The organism is Salinicola endophyticus, assembly GCF_003206575.1.
Taxonomy (GTDB): domain Bacteria; phylum Pseudomonadota; class Gammaproteobacteria; order Pseudomonadales; family Halomonadaceae; genus Salinicola; species Salinicola endophyticus.
In genome coordinates this window covers 1-22,957 of sequence record NZ_PZJO01000002.1, presented here as the reverse complement: position 1 = coordinate 22,957, position 22,957 = coordinate 1, and the positions used below count along the sequence as shown (strand labels likewise).

The window sequence follows — 22,957 nt, the reverse complement described above, 5'->3', positions numbered from 1 at the left end:
AGGTCGACCAAAGGGGCTCAGAGGTTCGGCAGCATGCGGGCCACGAGCTGCTTGTCGGCAGCGTGAACCTGCTTCATACCGCGCAGCTGACGCTTACGCTTGGTGGACTTCTTGGTCAGGATGTGACTACGGAAAGACTGCTTGTGCTTGAAGCCATTGGCGGTCTTCTTGAAGCGCTTGGCAGCGCCGCTGTTGCTCTTGATTTTCGGCATGAGTAGAAACTCCGATCCGATTTCTTTAGAAAACCCGAGGCCGGGCGTGGCACTGGCGCCACACCCCGTTCGACTTGCCCGCGGATCACTTCTTCTTGGGCGCAAGGATCATGATCATCTGCCGGCCTTCCATCTTGGGGAAGGATTCGACAGTGGCCATCTCCTCGAGATCGCCGGCGATCCGTTCCATCAGTCGACGACCGATGTCCTGGTGCGCCATCTCGCGACCGCGGAAGCGGAGCGTGACCTTGCCCTTGTCGCCACCTTCGAGGAAACGTATCAGGTTCTTGAGCTTCACCTGATAGTCACCCTCGTCCGTGCCAGGCCGGAATTTGACTTCCTTGACCTGAATCTGCTTGGTCTTCTTCTTCTGAGCGGATTTCTGCTTCTTCTGCTCGAAGAGGAATTTACCGTAGTCCATGATCTTGCAGACGATGGGGTCGGCATTGGAAATCTGCACGAGGTCCATACCGGCTTCCTCGGCACGTTCCAACGCCTCTTGCATGGGAACGACTCCCACCTGCTCACCCTCGGCATCGATAAGGCGAACTTCGTCTGCACGAATACGGTCATTGATGGGCGCGCGCTTTTCCTGAGGACGCCCGCGCTGATTATTACGCTTGATCGTTAGATCTCCGTTTGGCGATTCACGTTGCTGCTCAGTGCTGATCCGGCTTGCCTGCCTGCTCGAGCTGCGCCAGCAGCGCCTCTACCGACAGGGAGCCCAGATCCTCGCCGGACCGAGTACGCACGGCAACGGCACCCGATTCGACTTCCTTATCTCCGACAACCAGCAGATAAGGGATCTTCTGCAGCGTATGTTCGCGAATTTTAAAGCCGATCTTCTCATTCCTCAAGTCCGCTTCGACGCGGAAGCCCGCTTCACGCAAGCGCTTCAGGAGATTTTCGGCATATTCGCGCTGTGCATCGGTGATGTTCAACACCACCGCCTGGACCGGCGCCAGCCACAGCGGCAAGGCACCGGCATAGTGCTCGATCAGGATGCCCACGAAGCGCTCCATCGAGCCGACGATGGCACGGTGCAGCATGACCGGGGTCTGGCGCGAGCCATCCTCGGCCACATACTGGGCGCCGAGGCGGCCGGGCATCATGAAATCGACCTGCATGGTGCCGACCTGCCACTCGCGACCCAGGCAGTCCTTCATATGGTACTCGATCTTGGGACCATAGAAAGCACCTTCGCCGGGCAACTCCTGCCATTCGACGTCACAGTTGGCGAGCGCGGCACGCAGCGCACCTTCCGCCCGATCCCAGGTCTCGTCACTGCCCAGGCGCTTGTCCGGACGCAACGCGATCTTCACTGCAATGTCGTCGAAGCCGAAGTCTGCATAGACCTGGAGCGCCTGACGATGGAAGGCGGTCACCTCGGGCTCGATCTGCTCCGGGGTACAGAAGACGTGACCGTCGTCCTGGGTGAAGGCCCGCACACGCATGATACCGTGCAGCGCGCCGGAAGGCTCGTTACGATGGCAGCCACCGAACTCGCCGTAACGGATCGGCAGCTCGCGATAGCTGCGCAGCCCCGAGTTGAAGACCTGGACATGGCCTGGGCAGTTCATCGGCTTGAGCGCATATTCGCGCTTCTCCGACTCGGTGAAGAACATGTTCTCGGCGTAGTTGTCCCAGTGCCCGGACTTCTTCCATAGCGACACGTCCATCACCTGGGGACACTTGATCTCCTGATAGCCGCCGCTTTTATAGACCTGGCGCATGTACTGCTCGACAACCTGCCACAGGGTCCAGCCGCGGGGGTGCCAGAACACCATGCCGGGCGCCTCTTCCTGCATGTGAAAGAAGTCGAAGCGCCGCGCCAGCTTGCGGTGATCGCGCTTCTCGGCCTCCTCCAGCCGCTGCAGATAGGCCTTGAGCGCTTTCTTGTCGGCCCAGGCGGTGCCGTAGATACGGGTCAGCATGGGATTGGCGGAGTCTCCCCGCCAGTAGGCGCCGGCCAGCTTGGTCAGCTTGAACGCCTTGAGGTGCCGCGTATTGGGCACGTGAGGCCCCCGGCACATGTCGATGTACTCCTGGTGATGGTAGAGACGAATCGTCTCGCCATCGGGAATACCCTCGACGATCTCCTGCTTGTATGGCTCATCGCGGGAGACGAAGGTCGCCAGCGCCTGAGCCTTGTCGACGTACTCGCGCACGACGTCGTAATCCTGGTCGATCAGCGCCTTCATGCGCGCCTCGATCTGCTCCAGATCCTCCGACGAGATCGACTCGCCAAAATCGATGTCGTAATAGAAGCCGTCTTCGATGACCGGCCCGATCGCCATCTTGGCTGCCGGATAGAGCTGCTTGATCGCATGCCCCATCAGGTGGGCGCAGGAGTGGCGGATGATCGCCACCCCCTCCGGATCGCGCGCGGTGATGATGGCGACCTCGGCATCGTGTTCGATCAGATCCGCAGCATCGACCTCGACACCATCGATCTTGCCGGCGATACACGCCTTGGCCAGACCCGGCCCGATGGACTCGGCCAGCGCCATGATGCTCAAGGGGTTCTCGAAGGTTCTCTGGCTGCCGTCGGGCAGCGTGACAATAGGCATGAAGACATCCTTATGTTCAGTGGTGGTCCACACCAAGGACCACGTGAACGGTTCGATACGGTGACGCCGTTATCCACGATCAGCCCGCATACGGGCAGGCCGATGCTCGGCGGAAACAGGCGTCGACTTGACGATATCGCCGTGTGGCGAGTTTGGGGGCACTAGCGTAGCAGCGCCGGGGGAGCGATGCCATCGATTACGCTATCGTCCGAGGCAGGTACGGTGGGAGCGATAGCCGCAGGGAGCGTCACAACCGCCCCACAACGACAGAGGGCGCCCGAAGGCGCCCTCTTGATCACATCGATCTAGTGCGAGCTTACTTCCACTCGTCCAGTTCGACGCGACGGTTCTGGGCACGACCTTCAGCGGTGTCGTTGCTGGCGATCGGATCGCTCTCACCGTGACCGTAGGTCATGATGTTGTCAGCATTGAAGCCCTTGTTGACCAGGTACGCCTTGACGGAGTCAGCGCGACGCTGGGACAGCTTCTGGTTGTAGTCAGCCGGACCCACGGAGTCAGTATAGCCGTCGAGACGGATACGCAGCTGGGCGTTGGTGTTGGAGCTGGCCATCAGCTTGTCGGAGATGCCGTTCAGGATCGACTCGGCCTTCGGCGTGAGCTCAGCGGAATCGAACTTGAAGTTGACGTCACGCAGGATCACGCTCTCTTCACAACCCAGAGAGTTGACCTTGGCGCCGGCCGGGGTGTTCGGGCACTGGTCCTGGTAGTCCGGCACGCCGTCACCGTCGGAATCCAGCGGGCAGCCCTGGGCGTTGACTTCGACGCCAGCCGGGGTACCCGGGCACTGGTCCATGTAGTCCGGTACGCCGTCACCGTCGGTGTCGAGCGGGCAACCTACCGCGTCAACCGCGACACCAGCCGGGGTGTTCGGGCACTGGTCGCGATCGTCCGGCACGCCATCACCGTCGCTGTCGACGACGTTGGAGGAGTAGTCGGCACACAGCAGAGCACCAGCAGTCGCACCGGCAACGCCGCCCACGGCTGCGCCAGTGTCTTCGTCGGAACTACCGCTGGTTGCGTAGCCCAGACCACCGCCGATCAGACCGCCAGCGATGCCGCATACGAACGGCGAGTTGTACCACGCCTGATCGGAAGAGCTACCGGTGGACTCCATGCCAGAACTGGCACAACCAGAAAGACCGACTACCAGAGCAGAGCCCAGCAGCAGGCCAGTCGTTGATTTTTTCATGTAAGACTCCTTCTTAACACAGCGCTAGTCGTAACGGGCGTTACCCAGCGGCTTCGAGTATAGAAGCCGAATTCGTTGGGAGAAAGTCATTCCCCTCCCTCAACGACAAAGAAATCTCTCGCGATGGAAACCCATCGAGTCGAGTAGCGGTCAATGTTCCCATTGTCCCTTTTTTTCTTTGCAGCTCCGTAACAGCATTGTCGATTCCTTGCCGGTATGCAAACCCGCGTCGGAAACACTGTTCTTTTTTAGCATCATTTGCGAGATTGGCAAAGCGTGGCGACGAAAAGTTCACGCCGTTTGCGTGATTGTCGCCCCCTTGTCGGGCCACTCGGCACACAGCGTCTGCAAAGCCCGGGCAGCGTCATCCAGTCGCCCTTCGTACTGCTCGGCGATCGCCACCCGGGCAAGGTCCTCGCGATGGCGCTGGCGCGGGGTCAACTCGCTCCGCGCTCCGTGTGTGCGCAGATGCGCCGCCTGCGCCTGGACCTCGGCGATCACCTTGAAGCGCTCATGGGTCACCAGCTGGTGATCGACGATGTCCAGCAGTACCTTGCAGCGCAGGGCGCCCTCGACCAGATCCACCTGACGCTCGAGCATCGCCTGCGAAATTGCCGCCAGGCTATCGATACAGTTGCGATTGGCACGCGCGATCTCATCGCGGCGAAACGCCTCGCGTCGCCGCACCTCGCGCCACAGCCGGCGGGCGTAGAGGGCCAGCCCCACCACCACTGCCAGCGCCACCAGCAGCAGCGCGCTCACTTCCCATGCAGACATGACACTCTCCTGAACCGATCGGTTGTCTTCGCTGGCGTCGCCACGCTCACGGCGCCTACTGCCACGCCATCCGCCACGCTCCCTGGAGGTCGGCACAGGCGACGAAATCCGGGTTGAGCAACGACGCCTTGGTGTTGTAGCGCAGCGGCTGCCAGTCACGCGGGTCGACCAGCGCCCCACCCGCGCCCTCCAAGATTGCCTGCGCCGCCGCGGTATCCCACTCGCTGGTCGGGCCAAAGCGCGGATAGAGATCCGCCTCGCCGGCGGCGATGCGACAGCACTTGAGCGAGCTGCCGAGAGCTTCCACCCGTGCGCCGGGCAGCCGCTCGAGGAACGCCTGGGTGCGCGCATCGCAGTGATGGCGGCTCACCATCACCCGCGGAGGCGTACGCGACGTGCAGCCAAGTCGGGTCCAGGCCGCCCCGCCGGCCGCCTGATACCAGGCACCCGACTCGCCGCTGCCGGCCCACACCTCGCCACTACCGGGTTTGGCGATCACGCCCAGCACCGCCCGCTGCTCGTGAATCAGCGCGATATTGACACTGTACTCGTCGGAGCCACGAATGAACTCCTTGGTGCCATCCAGCGGATCGATCAACCAGTAGCGCGACCAGTGCCGCCGCGTCTCCCAAGGGGTAGCAGCCGCCTCCTCGGAGAGCACCGGCAAGCGTGCATCGTCCAGCGTCGGCAGCCCCGTCACCAATACCCGGTGGGCGGCGAGATCGGCCGCGGTCACCGGGCTGGCGTCGGTCTTCAAGCGCGTCTCCAGGCTGTCGCCGGCGACGCTCAGGATCGCCTCGCCGGCGCGCCTGCAGAGCGACGCCAAGGCGTCGAGCGAGGGATAGAAAGAAGCGCTCATGGGGTCATCCTAGGTCACCGGCGGCGCTACCGCCGTCGCCGCGCAGCGGGTGGGCAGCCGATCCAAGGACGGCCGCGACATGCACGCATGATATTAGACCACCGCACGCGCCGCACCCTCAGCGGCGGCCGGCACGGCAGGTGGAGCGTGGAAATCTGTTGATAGACATAGCCGCATGGGGTGCGGGATGTGGCACGTGGCCGACCCATGCCGACACGTCGATGAACAGTCGGAGTAGAAAATCAGGACATAAAAAAATGGCCAATCGAAGCGAATCCGATTGGCCATTTTCTCGATTTGGTCGGAGCGACAGGATTCGAACCTGCGACCTCTGCAACCCCATTGCAGCGCGCTACCAAGCTGCGCCACGCTCCGGCTCCGCCCGGGCTTGCCCGTGGGCTACCCTGCGAAACGCTGCGTATACTACCTTGCGTTTGTGGAAATGAAAAGCGCTTCTTTCATCTTTTTTATCAATCGCTTGCGGGACAGCGGCAGGACACGCTTGGTCACCGCCACAATCGACGTACAATGACCCCCTTGCTGGGCGCCCCGCCTGTCACCCCTCCACGCGCGCAAGAGGTCACCATGTCCCTGATCATCGGCATGAGCATTCTGCTCGGCTGTCAATTTCTCGGCGAGGTGCTGAGCCTGGCACTGTCGCTGCCGATTCCCGGCCCAGTCATCGGCATGCTGATCCTGCTCGTCGGTCTCATCATTCGCGGCAGCGTCCCACCCAGCCTGCGCAGCATGGGCGAAGGTCTGCTCAAGTATCTCACCCTGCTGTTCGTGCCCGCCGGCGTCGGACTGATCGAACACGTCGGGCTGATCCAGCGCGAATTCTGGGTCCTGCTGGTGACGCTGGTGCTGTCGGCGGCGGTGACCCTGTGGGTGACCAGCCAGGTGATGCAGCGTCTCGCCCACCGCGGCGGCAAAGCGCAGGAGGAGGACGCATGAGCTCGCTGCCTTTCGGCCAGGTGTGGGTCTATCTCGCCGCCAGCCCGCTGTTGCATCTGTTCGCCACCCTGATCGCCTTCGTCATCGCCAGCCGCATCAACCGCTGGGCCGGCGGCACGCCGCTGCTGCACCCGGTGATCCTGTCGATCGCCATGCTGATCGCCTTTCTGCTACTCACCCATACCGACTACCCCACCTACTTCGCCGGCGCGCAGTTTCTGCACTTCCTGCTCGGTCCGGCCACCGTGGCGCTGGCGATTCCCCTGTTCGACCAGCGCGAGCGCGTACGCCGTCTGCTGTGGCCGGTGATTGCCGGCACCCTCGCCGGCGTCGCCACCGCGGTGGTTTCGGCGGTGGGTATCAGCCTGGTCATGGGTGCCGACCATGCGACCGTGCTGTCGCTGGCGCCCAAGTCGGTGACGTCGCCGATCGCCATGGGCATCGCCGAGAAGATCGGCGGCATCCCCTCGCTGACCGCCGGTCTGGTCCTGCTCACCGGGGTCATCGGCTGCATCATTGGCCCCTGGGTCTTACGTCTGACCCGCATCACCGACCCCGCCATTCGCGGCTTCTCCATGGGGCTGGCTGCCCACGGCTTCGGTACCGCCTACTGCTTCTCCACCTACGGGGCCATCGCCGGCGCCTTCTCCGGCCTGGCCATGGGGCTCTCCGGTCTGGTCACCGCCTTCGTGCTGCCGCCCTTGGTACAGCTGTTCGGCCTCTGAGAGGGCGTTTACCCAATGCCTGCGCTCGGCGAATTGGTAGATACCCTCCGAGCCCCCACCGGCAGCGCTCGAGCGCTGCCGGTGGCGGATACGCACCTCCACCGCTGGCTGACAAAACCACAACAACTCGCAAAAGAGCGCGGGCGGTGAGTTTCGGATAATGCTCGGCGAGTTCAAGACGCGGAGAGTGCGCCCCATGGAAGTCAAAACCTTCTTCGCCCAGCGCGCCGACGGTCAAGCGCTGCCGCGCGCCGCCGTCAGCGTGCTGCCTCGAGGCAAGGAGACACTGGCAGCCGATCTCGAGGATGGCCGCGGCCAGCCGCTGCCCAATCCGTTCCACGCCGATGCGGACGGCCGCATCCAGTTCGCCGCCCCCAACGGCCACTATGTGGTGGAGGTGGATGACGGCACCCGGCGCCAGCACCTGCACGCCCAGTTCTTCGATCAGGGCGAGATCCACTCGGCCTCGGGCACCCAGCCGCTGGCCCAGGCCCTCGACCAGCGTCTGGTGGTGGTCGACAGTGTGGATACGCTGCGCGACTGGCCCGGCGCCCGGGTTGCCGACGGCTGCTGGCTGGTCTGCCGCAGCTTCTATCGCGATCGCCCCTTCGAACTGGATATCCAGCTGCAACGGGTCGCCGCGCTCGACGACTCCGCGCGGGCCAATCAGATGGCGTGGCTGCCCAGCGCCCACCCGCACCGCGACGACTTCCACCGTTTCACCCTGTGGGCCGCCGATGGCGCCGCCTATGTCCAGCCCGGCGACGACATCGATCTACTCAAGGTGGGCTTTCGCGCCGACTATGTCGATGGCAGCGGCAGCGACGAGTCGGCCTGGTTCCAGGAGACCCTGGACAAGACCCCCTACCGCACCAAGTACCTGCCCGATCTGCCCCAGGGCTGTGCGCTCTATCTGGGCAAGCAACGTATCGCGCTGCGCTCGGGCACCCGTCTGGTCGGCGCCGGAGCGCGCGCCAACAGCCGCCTGGTCAGCGACTACGTGGCCAGCGGTTTCCGCGACGGCCTGTTCCTGCTGCGCGAGCCCCACGTGATCGCCGCCTGGGCCGAGGGTCGGCCACACGGTGATCTGGAAGCCGCCTTCAGCCACGATATCCAGATCAGCGGCCTCACCCTGGAGGCACGCGACTTCTGCCGCAGCGCAGTGACCCTGATCTGCGTCCGCGACGTGCTCTATCGCGATATCCATCACGTGCGCTGCGGCGGGCTGAAGGTATTCCACGAGCTGGAGCTCAACGGACGCTATTCCACACGGGAGGAGGACCCGGAAAGCGACAACGCGGTGACTGCCGGTTTCAATCCCGAGGTGCCCGACGACCTGAGCGAGCGCGTCCGCATCAGCGACCTCTCCGGCGGCGCCGGTCGCTACACCCTCAGCCCCGGCGACAGCAGGCGCGCCGGGGCCGTGCGCCTCAACTTCGTGCGCGACTTCAGCATCTCCCATGTGCACATGGACTACTGCAACGTCTCCGGCTGGGGGGGCTCGGCACGCCCGGGCAAGGGCGGCGAGCTCCGATGGATGCGGCGCCTGCGCGACGGCTTCATCCAGGACGTCCACTGCCGCTGGACCAATGGCGCGATCTATTTCAACAACGCCCACAACGTCAAGGTCTATGGCTGCAGCGCCAAGGAGGTGAGCGACACTGCCTTCGATCTCGAGGGCTGCACCTACTGTCTGTTCGACGGCCTCTATGCCGAGAACGCGGCCAATTTCGGCATCTCGATCTTCTATGCCACCCGCGGCAACGTGATCAAGAACTTCGTCGCCCGCCAGAGCGCCAGCGCCGCGACCCTGCATGAGCGGCTCGCGGAACCCAAATTCGGCCCCGGGCTGGGTCGCACTCTGTTCCGCCGTCTGGCCGGATTCGAGGACCCGGATTTCAGTCAGGACGTGACCCTGGATACCGGCGCCTTCGTCTATGAGGGCCAAGGCTTCGGCGCAGTGATCATCGACTCCTGGGCCGACGTCACCTATCGCAACATCAGCCACCATGACGTGGTCATGGACCTGCGCGGCCACAGCAACGCCCAGTCGCCCTACCTCAAGGATTGCCGCTTCACCTTCACCCGCCCTGCCCGGGATGGTGACGTGCTGGTGGCCCTGGGTACCAACCGCGACGACTACGGCTACTGGAAAGGCGGCGCGATCGTCTCTCGGGTGCCGCAACCCGCCGGCGTGGTGCCGCTGCTGGGCCAGCTGTGCGCCTATGCCGGCACCGCGATCTTCGATGTCGACGATCTGCGCATCGACGTCCCCGGAGTCGAGACCGCGATCGCCATCTGCGATACGCGTCAGTCCGGGCGCCGCCCAGGCCACGCCTTCCGCCTCGCTCGCAACCTGATCCCGGCCCACAGCGACATCATCGATCTCGCCCTCAACCGCCAGTCGGGTGGCGACGCGCTACAGCTCGATGCTGGCGACAACCGCACCCTCGACTTCACCCCGGTGGAGGTGAAGGCGCTGAACGAGGGTGGCACCCAGCGCTACGCCGCCCTCCGCTTCGGCCTCGAAGTGGCTCACGCCGGCGACTGACGCCGGCGACCGCAGTCACACCGACAGACACGCAAGACGCCCGCCGAATTCGGCGGGCGTCTTGCTTCGAGGAGAAGCGTATGGCGGGCCCCGGCAAGGGGAAACGCGTGGACACGCCCAAGAGCGTCAGCCGAGCATCACCCGGTTGGCATCCCCCACGATACGCAAGCCGCCAGCGGCCGGACGCGCCGCACGCCCACCCTGCGGCGTGCGTGCGGGTGAAGAAAGCACAGGCAGCGCGGCGGTTGCGGCCATGGCCAGGGCAGCGCTGATGAATTGACGGCGTGTCAGACTCATGACCCCTCCTGCAGGGTGACCCGCCCACTGCCCCCGGGGGCGCTGGCGACCCAGTGCCCCGCCTCTTTCGCGGCGAATGCTAACTCTGCCTGCTCGAGGGTGCGGGCGATACGCGGCGCAGCCAGCTGCGAAAAGGTATTGGTGATGTGATGGTCGTCGCGATAGAGCAGCACCTGCCCCTGCAGCGGCCGACATACCTGGTCATCGCAGAACAGATCACTGATATCCGCGAAATAGACGTTGTCCAAGTGATAGTCGGCGGTGGGCGAGCGCCGGCTGAGCAGCGCATCCCGCGGTTTGGCGCAGGCGTCCGCGGCGTCCTGATGCAGATCGACGCACTCGGGCACGTCGAAACCGAACCAGGGGTTGTCGCGCAGCGCCAGCACCCGCACGTCACCCTCGGCCAGTTCCCGCCACGCCGCCAGATAGCCCTCGGGCACATGCTCCGCCGCGCCCTGCCCGCGGGTCGAGTTGGTGAAGACATAGTCCGGGGCGATCTGCCGAATGCGTGCGATCACCCGCTCGTTCCAGGCGTGGCAGGAGGGGTAATCCATGTAGTCGGCATCGGCGTCGAGGGAGAGCATGCAACCGCCCTTGGTCAGGGTGACCAGACGAAAGCGCTCTCGCACCGCCACCTGCTCCAGCGCCGCCAGCCACTGCTGGGCATGGGAGCCGCCTGCCAGCACCACCGTCTTGTCGGCATCCGGGTCACCGTAGCTGCACTCCACCAGCGCGGCATCCGTCGCCGTTTGATGGCAACCATCCCGGGACGACGGCGGCAGATCCATGCTCGCGATCAGGGTCGGCGGATAGACCGCCGCGTCCGCCGGCCGAGCGTTGCGCAGGAACTGATCGAGGGACGCCTCGGCGCTGGCGCGGCGCCCCTGATAGTCATGATACCAGCCACTCAGCGCCGCCAGCGGCAGCGCCAGCAGCGCGGCACAGCTCGCGTAGGCGGCGAGCCTGTGCTTCGACAGCCACGCCGAGCGGCGCACCGGATTCTCGAAGCCCCAGGTGGTCACGCCGGCCAGCAGCGCGGCGGTTGCGATGATCGCCAGCCCCGGCAGCAGCCCGACATCGAAACCGCCGGTGGCATAGCGGTAGCAGGAGAGCAGCGGCCAGTGCCACAGATAGAAAGCGAACGAGAGATCGCCGAACCACACCACGCCACGGTTGTTGAGCAGCCAGATATCACAGTGATTGCGCGCCGCGACGATGATGCCGCAGGCCGCCAGCACCGGTATCAGCGCTACCGCCCCGGGGAACGACGACGACACTTCGAGAAACAGCGCGAAGGTGAGCAGTACCACCAGTGACACCCAGCCGAGCAGCTTGGCCGCCAGGGGCGACAGCGCAAGCCGCGTCACCGCAAAGGCGAGCAAGCCCCCGATAGCGAACTCCCAGGCCCGCGTACCGCTGTCGAAGTAGGCCCAGGGCTGATTGCGCGCGGTCATGTAGAGGCTGTAACCCAGCGACAGCAGACCGACCAGCACCAGCGCGGCGATCACCCGGTACCGATAGCCCCGCTCATCGCGCCGGCCGACGCGGCCCGCCGCCCACAGCAGCAGCGGAAACAGGCAGTAGAACTGCACCTGAACCGCCAGCGCCCACAGCTGCTGGAACGGCGACGGTGGCGAGCCCTGCTGCAGATAGTCGGTGGCCGTGAAAGCCAGCGCCCAGTTCTCGAGAAACAGCGTCGAGGCCAGGGCATGCTTGATCTGATTGCGCCACATCGAATCCGGCATCAGCCACAGCGACAGTGCCACCGTGGTCACGATCACCACCGCCGCACTCGGCACCACCCGGCGCAGGGTCTTGGCGTAGTAGTCGGACAGCCCGCCCAGCGTCGGCGGCCCGCCGCGGGTCAGCGAACCGACGATGAAGAAGCCGGCGACGACGAAGAATACGTCGACGCCGCCGGAGACCTTCTGGATCCAGATGTGATAGACGGCGACCATGAGCGCCGCCACCGCGCGCAAGCCCTGAATCTCGTACAGGTAGCTTGAGCTTGAGTGTCTAGCCAACGTTCAGCTCCTTCGAACGTAACGGATGAGGGGTCAGAAGCTCAGGGTCAGTAGGCGTTCTGACCGGTGAAGCCCTTGAATACGGTGAGGAAGATGATCTTGAGGTCGAGCAGCAGCGACCAGTTGTTGATGTACCAGAGGTCGTGCTCGACCCGGCGCTGCATCTTGTCCAGGGTGTCGGTCTCGCCACGATAGCCGCACACCTGGGCCCAGCCGGTGATGCCCGGCTTGACCATGTGCCGCTGCATGTAGGACTCGACCAGATCCTTGTAGTAGTCGTTGTGTGCCAGGGCGTGCGGGCGCGGGCCGACGATCGACATACGCCCCTGCAGCACATTGATGAACTGGGGCAACTCATCCAGCGAGGTACGGCGCAGAAAGGCGCCGACCCGGGTGATACGCGGATCGCGCCGGGTCGCCTGGGAGATCTGGCCGGCGGACTCCTGGTGCACCTTCATCGAGCGGAACTTGTAGACCTGGACATCGTGGCCATTGGCCCCGGTGCGCAGCTGCTTGAACAGCACCGGCCCCGGCGACGACAGTTTCACCGCCAGCGCACAGGCCAGGCACACCGGCGCAATCAACAGCAGAATCAAGCCACCGATCACGATGTCCTCCAGCCGTTTGGCCCACTGCGCGCTGCCGGCGATGGGGCTGACACTGAGATCGAAGGCGTGGTTGCCGGCGACCTGGCTGACCCGATGGTTGAGCAGCGGAATATCGGCGAAGTGCGGGATGAAGCGAATCTCCAGCGGCAGATGGCGCAGGTTGTACATGATCGCCCTGACGTGGGCGCCTTCGGAGACGGGCAGGCAGATCCACACCTCGTCGGCGCCCGACCTCTCGACCCGCTGGGCCAGGTGGCGCGGCGTCTTCTGGCTGCGCAGCACCCGCGCACGGCAGATGCCGGCGAGCGCATAGCCCTGCTCGCGGTGGCGACGCAGCGAGCGTGCCACGTCGAGCAGGTTCTCCTCGGGGCCGACCAGAAACACCCTGCGCCGGTTCTTGGCGCTGGCGTTGTGGTAGAGCGTCAGCATCATCAACAGCGCCCGCGAGGCGCACACCAGGCAGAACGACAGCAGGAAGGTGAACACCAGCCACTGCCGCGACACGCTGTCGGAGAGCTTGAACAGATAGAGCAGGCTGGCGATCACCGCGAACACCGCCACCCATACCCACAGCAGCCGATAGACACGACTGCGCAGCCGGGTCGACCGCCACTTGCTGTAGCCGCCGCCGAACAGATTGATCAGCACCACCGCCAGTGCGACCAGCACCAGCACCAGCGCGTTGCCGCTGTCGAGCCGCGCGGTGGCGAAACGCACCTCGCTGGCCAGCACGCCTGCCAGCACTATGGCCATCACATCCATCAGCGGCGCCAGGCGCCGGACCGGATTCAGGCTTTTCATTTTGGTTCTCCCTTGAACGCGTGGTTCACCCTGAACGCGTGAGTCTCCACGAACCCGCTTGCCTCACCGAGCGCAGCTGTGACCGTTATCCGCGTCATACGCAGCGCCGACGCGCGAGATAGTCGACCACCTGCTGCGCCATCACCGCCGGCGAGCGGCTGCCATCGTTATGCAGATGCACTTCGGGCGCCTGAGGCGCCTCATAGGGCGAGTCGATGCCGGTGAAGTCAGCGATCTCGCCGTCCCGCGCGCGCCGATAGAGCCCCTTGGGGTCCCGCGCCTCGCAGGTCGCGAGCGGGGCATCGACGAACACCTCGATGAAGTCCCCCGCCGCCAGGCGCTGGCGTACCGCACCCCGCTCGCTGCGAAACGGCGAGATGAACGCCGACAGCGTGATCACCCCGGCATCCACGAACAGCCCCGACACCTCGCCGATGCGCCGCACGTTCTCGACCCGATCGGCATCGGAGAAGCCGAGATCGCCGTTCAGCCCCTGGCGCACGTTGTCGCCGTCGAGCAGGTAGGTCAGCTTGCCGAGTTGGTGCAGCCGCTCCTCGACCAGCCCGGCGATGGTCGACTTGCCGGAGCCGCTCAGTCCGGTGAACCAGAGCAGGCAGGCGCGCTGGGCGTTGAGCGCCTCGCGCTGCGACCGATCCACGCGATGGGCATGCCAGACGGTGTTGTCGCTCATGCAGGCGCCTTTTTTCCTGCCCTGCACTTCCTTGCCTTGCACTCCCTTGCCCTGCATCCCCGCGTCCCTCATTTCTTGAAAACGCCGACCAGGCGCTCGTTGTCGAACACCAGCAGTGCGCCGATCTGCTTGCTGTCCATCAGCGCCAGCGCATCCTCCACCCGGGCGGTGGGCGCGATCCGCGAGGCCTGGGGCGTCATGAAATCGAACGCCCGGCGCGTGAACACACGCTCGCCGTACTTCTCGATCGCGCGGCGTAGATCACCATCGGTGATGATTCCCCAGCGCTCGCCATGGCGAACCACGGCCATGCCGAGCTGGCCCCGGGACATCGCCTGGATCACGTCGAGCACCTGGGCGTCGGCCTCGACCAGCGGCAGGTTGTCGCTGCGCATCTCATGCTCGACCCGGCTCAGCAGACGCCGCCCTAGCGAGCCGCCGGGGTGGAAGCGAGCGAAGTTCTCTGGCTGAAAATCGCGCGCCTTCATCAGTGTCACCGCCAGCGCATCGCCCATCGCCAGCGTGGCCGTGGTCGAAGAGGTCGGCGCCAGCTGCAGCGGGCACGCCTCCTCCAGCACGCCGATGTCGAGATGGCTGTGCGCCGCCTGCGCCAGGGTCGAACCCGGGCTGCCGGTCAGCCCCACCAGGTAGTTGCCGTTGTCCTTGAGGAAAGGGATCAGCTTGACCACCTCCTCGGTCTCGCCGGAGTTGGAGATGGCAAGGAAGACGTCGTGCTCGGTGACCATGCCCAGGTCGCCGTGGTAGGCCTCCCCCGGGTGCATGAAGAAGCTCGGCGTGCCGGTACTCGCCAGCGTGGCGGCGATCTTGCGCCCGACGATGCCGGACTTGCCCATGCCACACACCACCACCCGCCCCGGGGTACGCAGGATGGCGTCGACCGCGGCGATCAGGTCGTTGTCGAGCTTGCGGGAGACTTCGAGCAGGGATTCGGCTTCCTTGGCGAAGACCTGCCGGGCGGTATCGAGATAGGTCAGATTCATAGGGACCTCCATGTGTCTCATGACCGACTGCATGACCGTTTTGATGGCCCGCGACAGCGATGGCCGGCCGCGCGACGACGTGCCCGACCCGACATCGGGCAAGGCAAGCCGCACCGGCGGCGCAGGCATCTGCTGGTGTAGCGCGGGATAGGGCTGGATGAGTGCCGGATAGCGCTGAATCAGCGCGAACGTATCAAGTCACTAGTGCAGGGGCGTCGCCCTGCCGTTCTGGTGGCCATGCCGAGTGAAAACCTCAGCATTGCCTCAGCGATACCGCCGCCATCGGGCGATGGCGGCGGCCCCCTCGGCACCCGTTGGCGCCTGGCGCCAAGGGATACACGGGGTCAATGGGGTAAGTAGGTGCCCTGCGTGGCCGAATGACTACTGGACCAGATCCCCCAGGGCGTCATCGTCCTCGAGCAGATGGGCGTACATCTCGGCCAGGGTCAGGCCGCGGGCCGAGAGCAGATCCTCGGCGATCTCGCGCGCCACGCCGCGGCCGCCACGGCTGGCGGTCACGTGAGTCGCGGCCTCGCGCACCAGCGGATGGGCGTCGGCCGGGGCATAGGCGACCCCCACCCGGCGCATCACCGGAATATCGATGATGTCGTCACCGGCGAAGCCGATACGCGCCGGCGGAATCTGCCACTCGGCGCTGATCTGGGCGATCGCTTCCAGCTTGCGGCTGAAGCCGAGCTTGATCACATCCATCCCCAGCTGGGTAGCCCGGGTGAGCAGCGGCTGGCTCGACTTGGCCGAGAGCACCCCGCTCTTGATTCCATGCTGGCGCAGCAGCCCCACCGCCACGCCGTCGCGGACGTTGAAAGGCTTGAGCGCCTCGCCCTCGGGGCCGATCAACAGCGTACCGTCGGTGAGCACGCCATCGACGTCGAACAGCATCAGCTCGATGCCACCGCGGGAATCGGCGTGGACACCGGCGGCCATCAGCGGATCTCCAGCGTGGGGAACCCCTTGACCAGATCATCGAGCGCCTTGATCTGGGCCAGGAACGGCTCGAGCTTGTCCAGCGGCAGCGCACTGGGACCGTCGCAGCGGGCACGATCCGGGTCCGGGTGCCCTTCCAGGAACAGCCCCGCCAGTCCCACGGCCATGCCGGCGCGAGCGAGTTCCAGTGCCTGGCGCCGGCGTCCGCCGGAGGCCTCACTGGCGGGATCGCGGCGCTGCAGGCTGTGGGTGACATCGAAGATCACCGGGGCATTGCCGCTGGCGTCCATCATCTCGCGGAAGCCGAGCATATCGACCACCAGGTTGTCGTAGCCGAAGCAACTGCCGCGCTCGCACAGCACGATCTGCTGGTTGCCCGCCTCGGCACACTTGTCGACGATGTTCTTCATCTGCGCGGGACTCAGGAACTGCGGCTTTTTGACGTTGATCGGGCGGCCGGTACGCGCCATCGCCACCACCAGATCGGTCTGGCGGGCGAGGAACGCCGGCAGCTGGATGATATCGGCGACCTCGGCCACCGGTGCCGCCTGGGCGACTTCATGCACGTCGGTGATCACCGGCACGCCGAACTCGCGCTTGACCGCGGCGAAGATCTCCAGCCCTTCGTCCAGACCGACACCGCGGAAGGAGTGGATCGAGGAGCGGTTGGCCTTGTCGAAGCTGGCCTTGAACACATAGGGTATGCCCAGCTTGCGCGTGACCTCGACATAGGTCTCGCACGCCTTCAACGTACTCTCCCTGTCCTCGAGCACGTTGATGCCACCGAACAGCGTGAAAGGGGCATCGTTCGCAACCGTCAGACCGGCAATGGGTACGGATTTCATCAAGCTACCTCGCTTCGATCCAAAATGGGCAATCTGGCTCTTTCCATCAGCTTGGCGAAGTTCGCCTCGCTGAACGGAGTATCCCGAAAATAGTCTTCGTTCACTAGGTAATGGTCGACATAAGCTGCCAGGCGGCGCTCGTCGAAACGCGCATAAAAGGTGTTGCCGAGAAAGGTGACCGGCTTGTCGAGCAGCTTGGCTTCGAGCCCCACGGTGGAGTTGATCGTCACCACCGACTCGGCCCCCTCGAGCAGCCGGAAGGTGTTCTCGTTGACGATCCTGAAGCCGTGCTCTCGGCGCAGCCTGGCCAGAACCGCCGGGATCGCCTGATTGATCTCCGCCGGATGCGGCTTGATCACCAGCGCAAGCCCCCTCTCCGCCGCGATCTGGATCGCCCGCTTGAGCCCGTCGATCACGCTGCCCTGGGGGTAATTGAGAATGATCTGGGCATCGGTGCTCACCTGCATCGGAAAGAACAGATAGGGCGTCTGCCAATCCATGGTGTCGAGCGCGACGTCATCGGCCTTGCGCAGCTTGGCCAGCTCCGAGAGGCCATAGGCGTTTTCGCCAGCGAGCCCGAGCAGTGCCTCGAGCCGGCAGCCCGCCACCTGCACGCACTTCTGCAGCACCGTCTTCAGATCCAGCTTGCGTGCCTGCCCGATCACGTGCTTCTGCATGCGCGCCTGGGTGTAGTCACGCTTCCAGCGGCGGAAGGCGTCGAGGTCGACCGCATAGCCGTCGAGCAGCTCCACATGGGCGTAGAGATAGGACTGCATGTCGGTGCCCTGGGGATCGGCGAAGGTCTTGTTGCCGATATTGCCGTAGCCCGTATAGAGCACATCGATCCCCTGGGCCCGGGCGTGAGCCGCCAGTGCCGACTGCGACGCCAGCCGACCGCTGGGGAGGATGTAGAGCTCCCAGCCGTGGCGCGGCTGCTCACGCTCGATGAAGTCGGCGAAGCCCGAATAGACCCGATCCGCCTGGCGTTGCGTCAGCCGCCCTGTCTTGATGCTGAAGTTGTCCTCGCGGCAGTGCCGGCCACGCCCGCGGCGCGGCATGAACACCGTCTCGCGCTTGAGCTTCAAGTAGACGTACATGATCAGATTGTTGGCCACGAAATCGACACGGCACGCCTGCGCGCCGGGGGCGGCGAAGACCCGCCTGAAGAAGCGGTAGTCTTCCGGGTTGGAGATATTGATCAGGATCCGACTATACATAGCACTGCTCGCTTGCGCGGTAGAGTTTGAGAAGCGCCGCATTCATGCTGGCGGGCGAGAATTCACGCTCGTAGCACTCCCGACAGCGACGCCCCATGGCTTCACGGTCGCTCGCCTCGAAGCGCGCCAGGGCGGCGTTCAACGACGGCGTGAAGTCGTCGAAATCGAACACCTGGCCGGTCTCGCCATCGCGCACCAGCTCCGGCAGCGCGCCGCGGTTGGAACAGATCACCGGGGTGGCATTACGGTAGGCCTCGAGCACTACCAGCCCGAATCCCTCCCAGCGGCTGGGCACGATCAGCGCCTTGGCCCGGGCGATCAGACCATCGAGGCTGGCATTGTCGAGCCAACCGAGCATTTGCATGTTCTGCTTGGGCGCGAACGCCGCCCCGGCATCCACTACGCTGCCGCCGACCACCTGCAGTTCGCCATGGGCTTCACCCCAGCTGGCGTAGAGACGGTCGAATCCCTTCTGGCGGTCGAAGCGTCCGATGAACAGGTAGAAATCCTCCTTGGCGGCGCCGACACGGGAGTCGCGGGTGTCGCGCACGCAGTTCTTGATCAACAGCGTGCGCTCGCCCATGCCCGCCTCGTTCAGCAGCGTCTGCTCATATTCAGAGATCGCGACCACCGCATCGCTGCGTGCGTAGAGCGCGCGCTCCACCCACTGGATACCGCGGCGCTTGAGCCCGCCGACCCGGTGCGGATCGAAGGCGACCCCGTGTGGCTGGTAGACCAGCTTGGCACCGCGCAGCGACAGCGGCAGCAGGCGGCAGACGAGTCCGGCGAAGGTACTGTGGACATGGACCACATCCGGTGTCTCGGCGGCCAGCGCCGCCGACAGACACGCCGCCAGGTGGCGCAGCCGCTGCGGGCGGCTCTCCCCGGGGAAGTCGTGGATGCGCACCGCTGCCCCCAGCGCGATCTCCTCACGCTGTGCCGCCGGCAGCACCAGAGAGACCCCGCTGACATCAGGATGGCGCAGCTGCTCACCCGCGACATTGTTGAGATAGGTGGCGATGCCGCCCGTCACCGTCTCGCATACATGCATGATTTTCATGAGATCACTCGCTGAAGGAGAGCATTACCAGCAAAGAAAAGATGATGAAGGTCGGCACCAGAACCAGCGCCGCATCGGAGAAGGTGGCCACCCAGTACATGACGCAGCCGATGCAGGCACTGCGGCTCACGGGGCGCGAGGGGTCGAACAGACTGCGCGCCATCACCACGTTGGCGAAGAACAGCAGAAACGGCAGCAGGCCGATCAGCCCCACGAACTCGGCGATCGAGACGTAGGGAATCTCGTAGGACCAGTAGAGTGGCGTGTGCGAGATCAGGCCGGCGTCGAAGAAGTACTGCAGGTACCCCGCCCGTCCACCCAGGTCGCTGTCGAACAGGAAGGTGATGTCGCGGCCCATCAGCCCCAGCAGGCCGACGATGCCCGGCACCACCAGGCACAGCGCAAAGCAGATCAGGATCAACTTCTTGACCGAGATGGCGCGATTGAAGAGCAGATATTCGAACACGCAGTAGACCAGCAGCAGCGCCCAGGCGGTGCGTGACAGTGTCAGCATGATCGTCAGCATCAGCCCCAGCACCCACAGCCGGCGGGTCTCGATCACGCTGTAGAGCGGTAGCAGCATGATCATGCACACGGCGTAGATGTTGCCGTTGTTGTAGGTCGAGAAGAGTTTGAACAGCCCCCCGCGATCGTTCATCTTCGCCTCCAGCGTCAGCTCCGCCCCGTAGGTGGTTGTCAGCATGGGGATCGAGAAGTACTGGCCGGTGGCGATCTTGTAGAGGAACAGCGCCAGCCCGAAGACGATGGCGAAGCGGATGCAGTGGCGCAGGCAGACGAGCAGATAGGCGATCTGCGCCGGCCCAAGGCGTTTCGACCAGACGTAGAAGAAGATCGGCACCACGATCAGTGCCATCACGTAGCCGAAGTAGATGCCCACGCTGGCAATGCCGTTGAGCAGCGTGACCGCCAGAAACAGCAGCCAGAACGGCACCAGCAGCCACAGATAACAGGCGTAGCGGTCCTGGCGGAAGAGCTGGCCACTACCCAGCATCGCCTTGAGGAACAGGATCGGGAACGTCAGCACGATCAGCAGATAGATGGTATTGAGCGGAATGCCGCCGAGGGCGACACCCGACTTGGGCAGCGCGATGGCGAAGATCGCCACCAGCGCCACGAAAACGCGCTTGGCATCGATGACCAGCATGTCTCGGGTCCGTGAGTACGAAGGGGTCATGCGGCGCTCAGGGCGTGTAGCCGAAGATCTCGAAGTCGCGCCGGTAGAGGCGCGCCGCGATCGCTGTCAGCTCGCTGTCGTAGTAGTCGCGATAGTCCCGGCGCGCGGTGGCGTTGACCACCGCCAGCGGCACCACCCGGCCGATGCGCAGATCGGCGGCGATACGCCGGTAGTCGGCATCGATATTCTCGTAACGCCCGACATAGTCGACCAGCGGCTGGCCCTGGGCGTCGCACAGGAAATCGGCCTGGGGCCGGAAGTGGATCCAGCGCATCACCCGGCGGCGATAGCGCGGCCGTGAGGCCAGTCGGCGCAGGAACTCATCGAAACCGGAGACGCCGCGCAGATACTTGTCGCGGAAGGCGCGGTCGTAGCGGCCGATGCCGCCCTTCTCGAGATAGGCGTAGGCGGAGACCAGACGGTCCAGCGGATGACGCACGAAGCCGAACTTGTAGTAGCGCGCGAAGCGTTCGGCATCGAAGCGGCGGTAACGCTCTGCCGGGTCGTGGCCGTGGGCCGGCACCCCGAACAGCGCCTGGAAGATACTGTTGCCGGCGGTCTTGGGCACATGCACGAAGACCACGTCGTTGTTCTCCTCCTGCTCGGAATAGGGGTCGACCAGGTGACGATAGAGGCGATCCCTCACCTCCAGCGGCAGACGGTCGTTGAGGCCCAGGATCAAGGATTTGGCCAGGGGGCTCTTTTTCAGACGATAGCGGGTCTGGATCAGCAGGCTCATGGCACTCCCGTCGATGAGTGATCGCAGCGTGAATCGATGCCCTGGCGGCGTCGGGCGACGCACCGGGGGCTTGACATGGCGGTGGGGTTTGGCAGCGTGTCGGCGCGGGTCAGTCACCGATCCCGCGCAGAACGGTGCGCAGATCCTTCGCTTCCCAGTGCGGGAAGTGCTTGCGGATCAGAGCGTTGAACTCGACCTCGAAGGCCTGCCAGTCGACCTCGCCACTCGCCTCGCGACCCGCCGCCGCGCCGCGGATCAGGCCCGCGCCCACGGTGACGTTGCTCAGACGGTCGATCACCACGAAGCTGCCGGTTCCCGGGCTGCGCCGGTAGTCGTCCAGCGGCACGCTCGCGGTCAGCTCCACCCGACAGCGCCCGATGGCGTTCAGCGCAAGTGCCGCCGCCGGCATCTGCGCCAGGCTGTTGACGTCGATCTGGTAGTCGATCTCCGCCACTCGCCCCGCCACTTCCTGGGTGCCCAGCTTGAAGTCGTAGAGCCGGCCGGGTTCGAGGGCGTTCTCGTGCATCCACGCGATGTCCGCTTCCAGCGCACTGGCCTGGGTCACCTCGGCATCCGCCGCCACCAGCCAGTCTCCGCGGGAAAGATCGATCTCGTCGGTCAGGGTCACCGTCACCGCCTGCCCCGGATACGCCTCTTCGAGGTCGCCGTCGAAGGTGACGATGCGTGCCACCTGCGAGCGCTTGCCCGAGGGCAGCGCCTTGACCGCCTGGCCGGGGCGCAGGATGCCGGCTTCGAGCGTGCCGCAGTAGCCGCGGAAGTCGAGGTGCGGGCGGTTGACGTACTGCACCGGCAGGCGCAGATCGGAGAGGTTGGCGTCGTGGGCGATCTCGACCGCCTCCAGCAGCTCGAGCAGCGGCGGACCGGCGTACCAATCCATCTGCTCGCTGGGGTTGACGACGTTGTCGCCCTCCAGCGCCGAGAGCGGCACGAAGCGGATGTCGCGAGCGTCGAGCTTCTCGGCGAAGGCGCGATACTCGGCGACGATTTCGTTGAAGCGCTCTTCGGAGTAGTCGACCAGGTCCATCTTGTTGACCGCGATCACCAGGTGCTGGATACCCAGCAGATCGGCGATGAAGCTGTGCCGGCTCGTCTGGGTCTGCACCCCGTGGCGGGCGTCGATCAGGATCACCGCGAGGCTGGCGGTGGAGGCCCCGGTGGCCATGTTGCGGGTGTACTGCTCATGCCCCGGGGTGTCGGCGATGATGAACTTGCGCTTGTCGGTGGAGAAGAAGCGGTAGGCGACATCGATGGTGATGCCCTGCTCGCGCTCCGACTGCAGGCCGTCGACCAGCAGCGCCAGGTCGACCTTGTCACCGGTGGTGCCGCTGGTCTTGGAGTCCCGGGTGATGGCGGCGAGCTGATCCTCGTAGATCATCTTGGAGTCGTGCAGCAGCCGCCCGATCAGGGTCGACTTGCCGTCGTCGACGCTGCCGCAGGTGATGAAGCGCAGCAGATCCTTGTTCTCGTGCTCGTGGAGATACTGCTCGATATTGTCGGCGATGAGCGAAGACTGGTGTGACATTTAAAAGTACCCCTCGCGTTTCTTTTTTTCCATCGACCCCGCCTGATCGCGGTCGATGGCCCGACCCGAGCGCTCGCTGGTGCGGGTCAGCAGCATCTCCTGGATGATCTCGGGCAGCGTCGCCGCCCGCGAC

21 protein-coding genes, 1 tRNA gene and 1 pseudogene are annotated in these 22,957 nt (G+C 64.8%); 3 read left to right on the top strand and 20 right to left on the bottom strand.

The window, feature by feature from the left end:
* Positions 1-17: 17 nt before the first annotated feature.
* From rpmI to DOM66_RS02655, 7 genes are all read right to left on the bottom strand, one after another.
* The gene (gene rpmI, locus DOM66_RS02685; protein WP_035470931.1) at positions 18-212 is read right to left on the bottom strand and encodes a 50S ribosomal protein L35; all 195 of its coding nucleotides are present in this window, start codon (positions 210-212) and stop codon (positions 18-20) included.
* A gap of 85 nt (positions 213-297) precedes the next feature.
* Positions 298-837 (bottom strand): translation initiation factor IF-3, encoded by a 540-nt coding sequence (infC, locus tag DOM66_RS02680; RefSeq protein WP_110677949.1) that lies wholly within the window; start codon positions 835-837, stop codon positions 298-300.
* Between the two features lie 34 nt (positions 838-871).
* Positions 872-2,782, bottom strand: a complete 1,911-nt coding sequence (gene thrS / locus DOM66_RS02675) for a threonine--tRNA ligase (RefSeq protein WP_110689179.1) — start codon at positions 2,780-2,782, stop codon at positions 872-874.
* 316 nt (positions 2,783-3,098) lie between these two features.
* Complete coding sequence (locus DOM66_RS02670) at positions 3,099-3,992, bottom strand: OmpA family protein (protein WP_110677953.1); 894 nt, start codon at positions 3,990-3,992, stop codon at positions 3,099-3,101.
* 291 nt (positions 3,993-4,283) lie between these two features.
* Positions 4,284-4,769, bottom strand: a complete 486-nt coding sequence (locus tag DOM66_RS02665; RefSeq protein WP_110689178.1) for a DUF2489 domain-containing protein — start codon at positions 4,767-4,769, stop codon at positions 4,284-4,286.
* 55 nt (positions 4,770-4,824) lie between these two features.
* Positions 4,825-5,628: a 3'(2'),5'-bisphosphate nucleotidase CysQ gene (cysQ, locus tag DOM66_RS02660; protein ID WP_110689177.1), complete on the bottom strand. Its 804-nt coding sequence runs from the start codon at positions 5,626-5,628 to the stop codon at positions 4,825-4,827.
* A gap of 298 nt (positions 5,629-5,926) precedes the next feature.
* Positions 5,927-6,003 (bottom strand) — tRNA-Pro (locus DOM66_RS02655).
* 210 nt (positions 6,004-6,213) lie between these two features.
* On the opposite strand from DOM66_RS02655, the gene DOM66_RS02650 reads away from it, so the two are divergent.
* The 3 genes from DOM66_RS02650 to DOM66_RS02640 all read left to right on the top strand — a co-directional run bounded on the left by DOM66_RS02650 (position 6,214) and on the right by DOM66_RS02640 (position 9,858).
* Entirely contained in the window at positions 6,214-6,582 is a 369-nt protein-coding gene (locus tag DOM66_RS02650; protein ID WP_110689176.1) for a CidA/LrgA family protein, read from the top strand.
* Positions 6,579-7,307 (top strand): LrgB family protein, encoded by a 729-nt coding sequence (locus DOM66_RS02645; RefSeq protein ID WP_110677960.1) that lies wholly within the window; start codon positions 6,579-6,581, stop codon positions 7,305-7,307. Before DOM66_RS02650 ends, DOM66_RS02645 begins: the two co-directional genes overlap by 4 nt.
* Before the next feature lie 196 nt (positions 7,308-7,503).
* Positions 7,504-9,858 carry a right-handed parallel beta-helix repeat-containing protein gene (locus DOM66_RS02640; RefSeq protein ID WP_157958967.1) on the top strand — a complete coding sequence of 785 codons (2,355 nt, stop codon included), beginning with the start codon at positions 7,504-7,506 and terminating at the stop codon, positions 9,856-9,858.
* 126 nt (positions 9,859-9,984) lie between these two features.
* Here DOM66_RS02640 and DOM66_RS19435 read toward each other — a convergent pair whose 3' ends face one another.
* From DOM66_RS19435 to DOM66_RS19850, 13 genes and pseudogenes are all read right to left on the bottom strand, one after another.
* On the bottom strand, positions 9,985-10,155 hold the full coding sequence (locus DOM66_RS19435) for a twin-arginine translocation signal domain-containing protein (protein WP_157958888.1): 171 nt from the start codon (positions 10,153-10,155) through the stop codon (positions 9,985-9,987).
* Positions 10,152-12,179, bottom strand: coding sequence for an acyltransferase family protein (locus DOM66_RS02630; RefSeq protein WP_157958966.1), 2,028 nt, complete (start codon positions 12,177-12,179; stop codon positions 10,152-10,154). Before DOM66_RS02630 ends, DOM66_RS19435 begins: the two co-directional genes overlap by 4 nt.
* Before the next feature lie 47 nt (positions 12,180-12,226).
* Positions 12,227-13,588, bottom strand: a complete 1,362-nt coding sequence (locus DOM66_RS02625; RefSeq protein ID WP_110677968.1) for an undecaprenyl-phosphate glucose phosphotransferase — start codon at positions 13,586-13,588, stop codon at positions 12,227-12,229.
* A 94-nt stretch (positions 13,589-13,682) separates the two neighbouring features.
* Positions 13,683-14,279 (bottom strand): adenylyl-sulfate kinase, encoded by a 597-nt coding sequence (gene cysC / locus DOM66_RS02620; protein ID WP_110677969.1) that lies wholly within the window; start codon positions 14,277-14,279, stop codon positions 13,683-13,685.
* 68 nt (positions 14,280-14,347) lie between these two features.
* Complete coding sequence (locus tag DOM66_RS02615; RefSeq protein ID WP_110677971.1) at positions 14,348-15,280, bottom strand: KpsF/GutQ family sugar-phosphate isomerase; 933 nt, start codon at positions 15,278-15,280, stop codon at positions 14,348-14,350.
* A 381-nt stretch (positions 15,281-15,661) separates the two neighbouring features.
* Positions 15,662-16,225 (bottom strand): KdsC family phosphatase, encoded by a 564-nt coding sequence (locus DOM66_RS02610; RefSeq protein ID WP_110689173.1) that lies wholly within the window; start codon positions 16,223-16,225, stop codon positions 15,662-15,664.
* On the bottom strand, positions 16,225-17,070 hold the full coding sequence (gene kdsA, locus DOM66_RS02605) for a 3-deoxy-8-phosphooctulonate synthase (protein ID WP_110677974.1): 846 nt from the start codon (positions 17,068-17,070) through the stop codon (positions 16,225-16,227). Before kdsA ends, DOM66_RS02610 begins: the two co-directional genes overlap by 1 nt.
* Positions 17,070-18,287, bottom strand: coding sequence for a capsular polysaccharide export protein, LipB/KpsS family (locus DOM66_RS02600; protein ID WP_157958965.1), 1,218 nt, complete (start codon positions 18,285-18,287; stop codon positions 17,070-17,072). Before DOM66_RS02600 ends, kdsA begins: the two co-directional genes overlap by 1 nt.
* Positions 18,280-19,347: a glycosyltransferase family 4 protein gene (locus DOM66_RS02595; protein ID WP_110689171.1), complete on the bottom strand. Its 1,068-nt coding sequence runs from the start codon at positions 19,345-19,347 to the stop codon at positions 18,280-18,282. Before DOM66_RS02595 ends, DOM66_RS02600 begins: the two co-directional genes overlap by 8 nt.
* Before the next feature lie 4 nt (positions 19,348-19,351).
* The gene (locus tag DOM66_RS02590) at positions 19,352-20,542 is read right to left on the bottom strand and encodes a hypothetical protein (RefSeq protein ID WP_157958964.1); all 1,191 of its coding nucleotides are present in this window, start codon (positions 20,540-20,542) and stop codon (positions 19,352-19,354) included.
* 7 nt (positions 20,543-20,549) lie between these two features.
* Positions 20,550-21,281, bottom strand: coding sequence for a sulfotransferase family 2 domain-containing protein (locus DOM66_RS02585; RefSeq protein WP_110689170.1), 732 nt, complete (start codon positions 21,279-21,281; stop codon positions 20,550-20,552).
* A gap of 109 nt (positions 21,282-21,390) precedes the next feature.
* Positions 21,391-22,824 carry a sulfate adenylyltransferase subunit CysN gene (gene cysN, locus DOM66_RS02580; protein ID WP_110689169.1) on the bottom strand — a complete coding sequence of 478 codons (1,434 nt, stop codon included), beginning with the start codon at positions 22,822-22,824 and terminating at the stop codon, positions 21,391-21,393.
* Positions 22,825-22,957, bottom strand: a pseudogene (locus DOM66_RS19850) (sulfate adenylyltransferase subunit CysD); the annotation flags it as partial. It lies immediately after the preceding gene.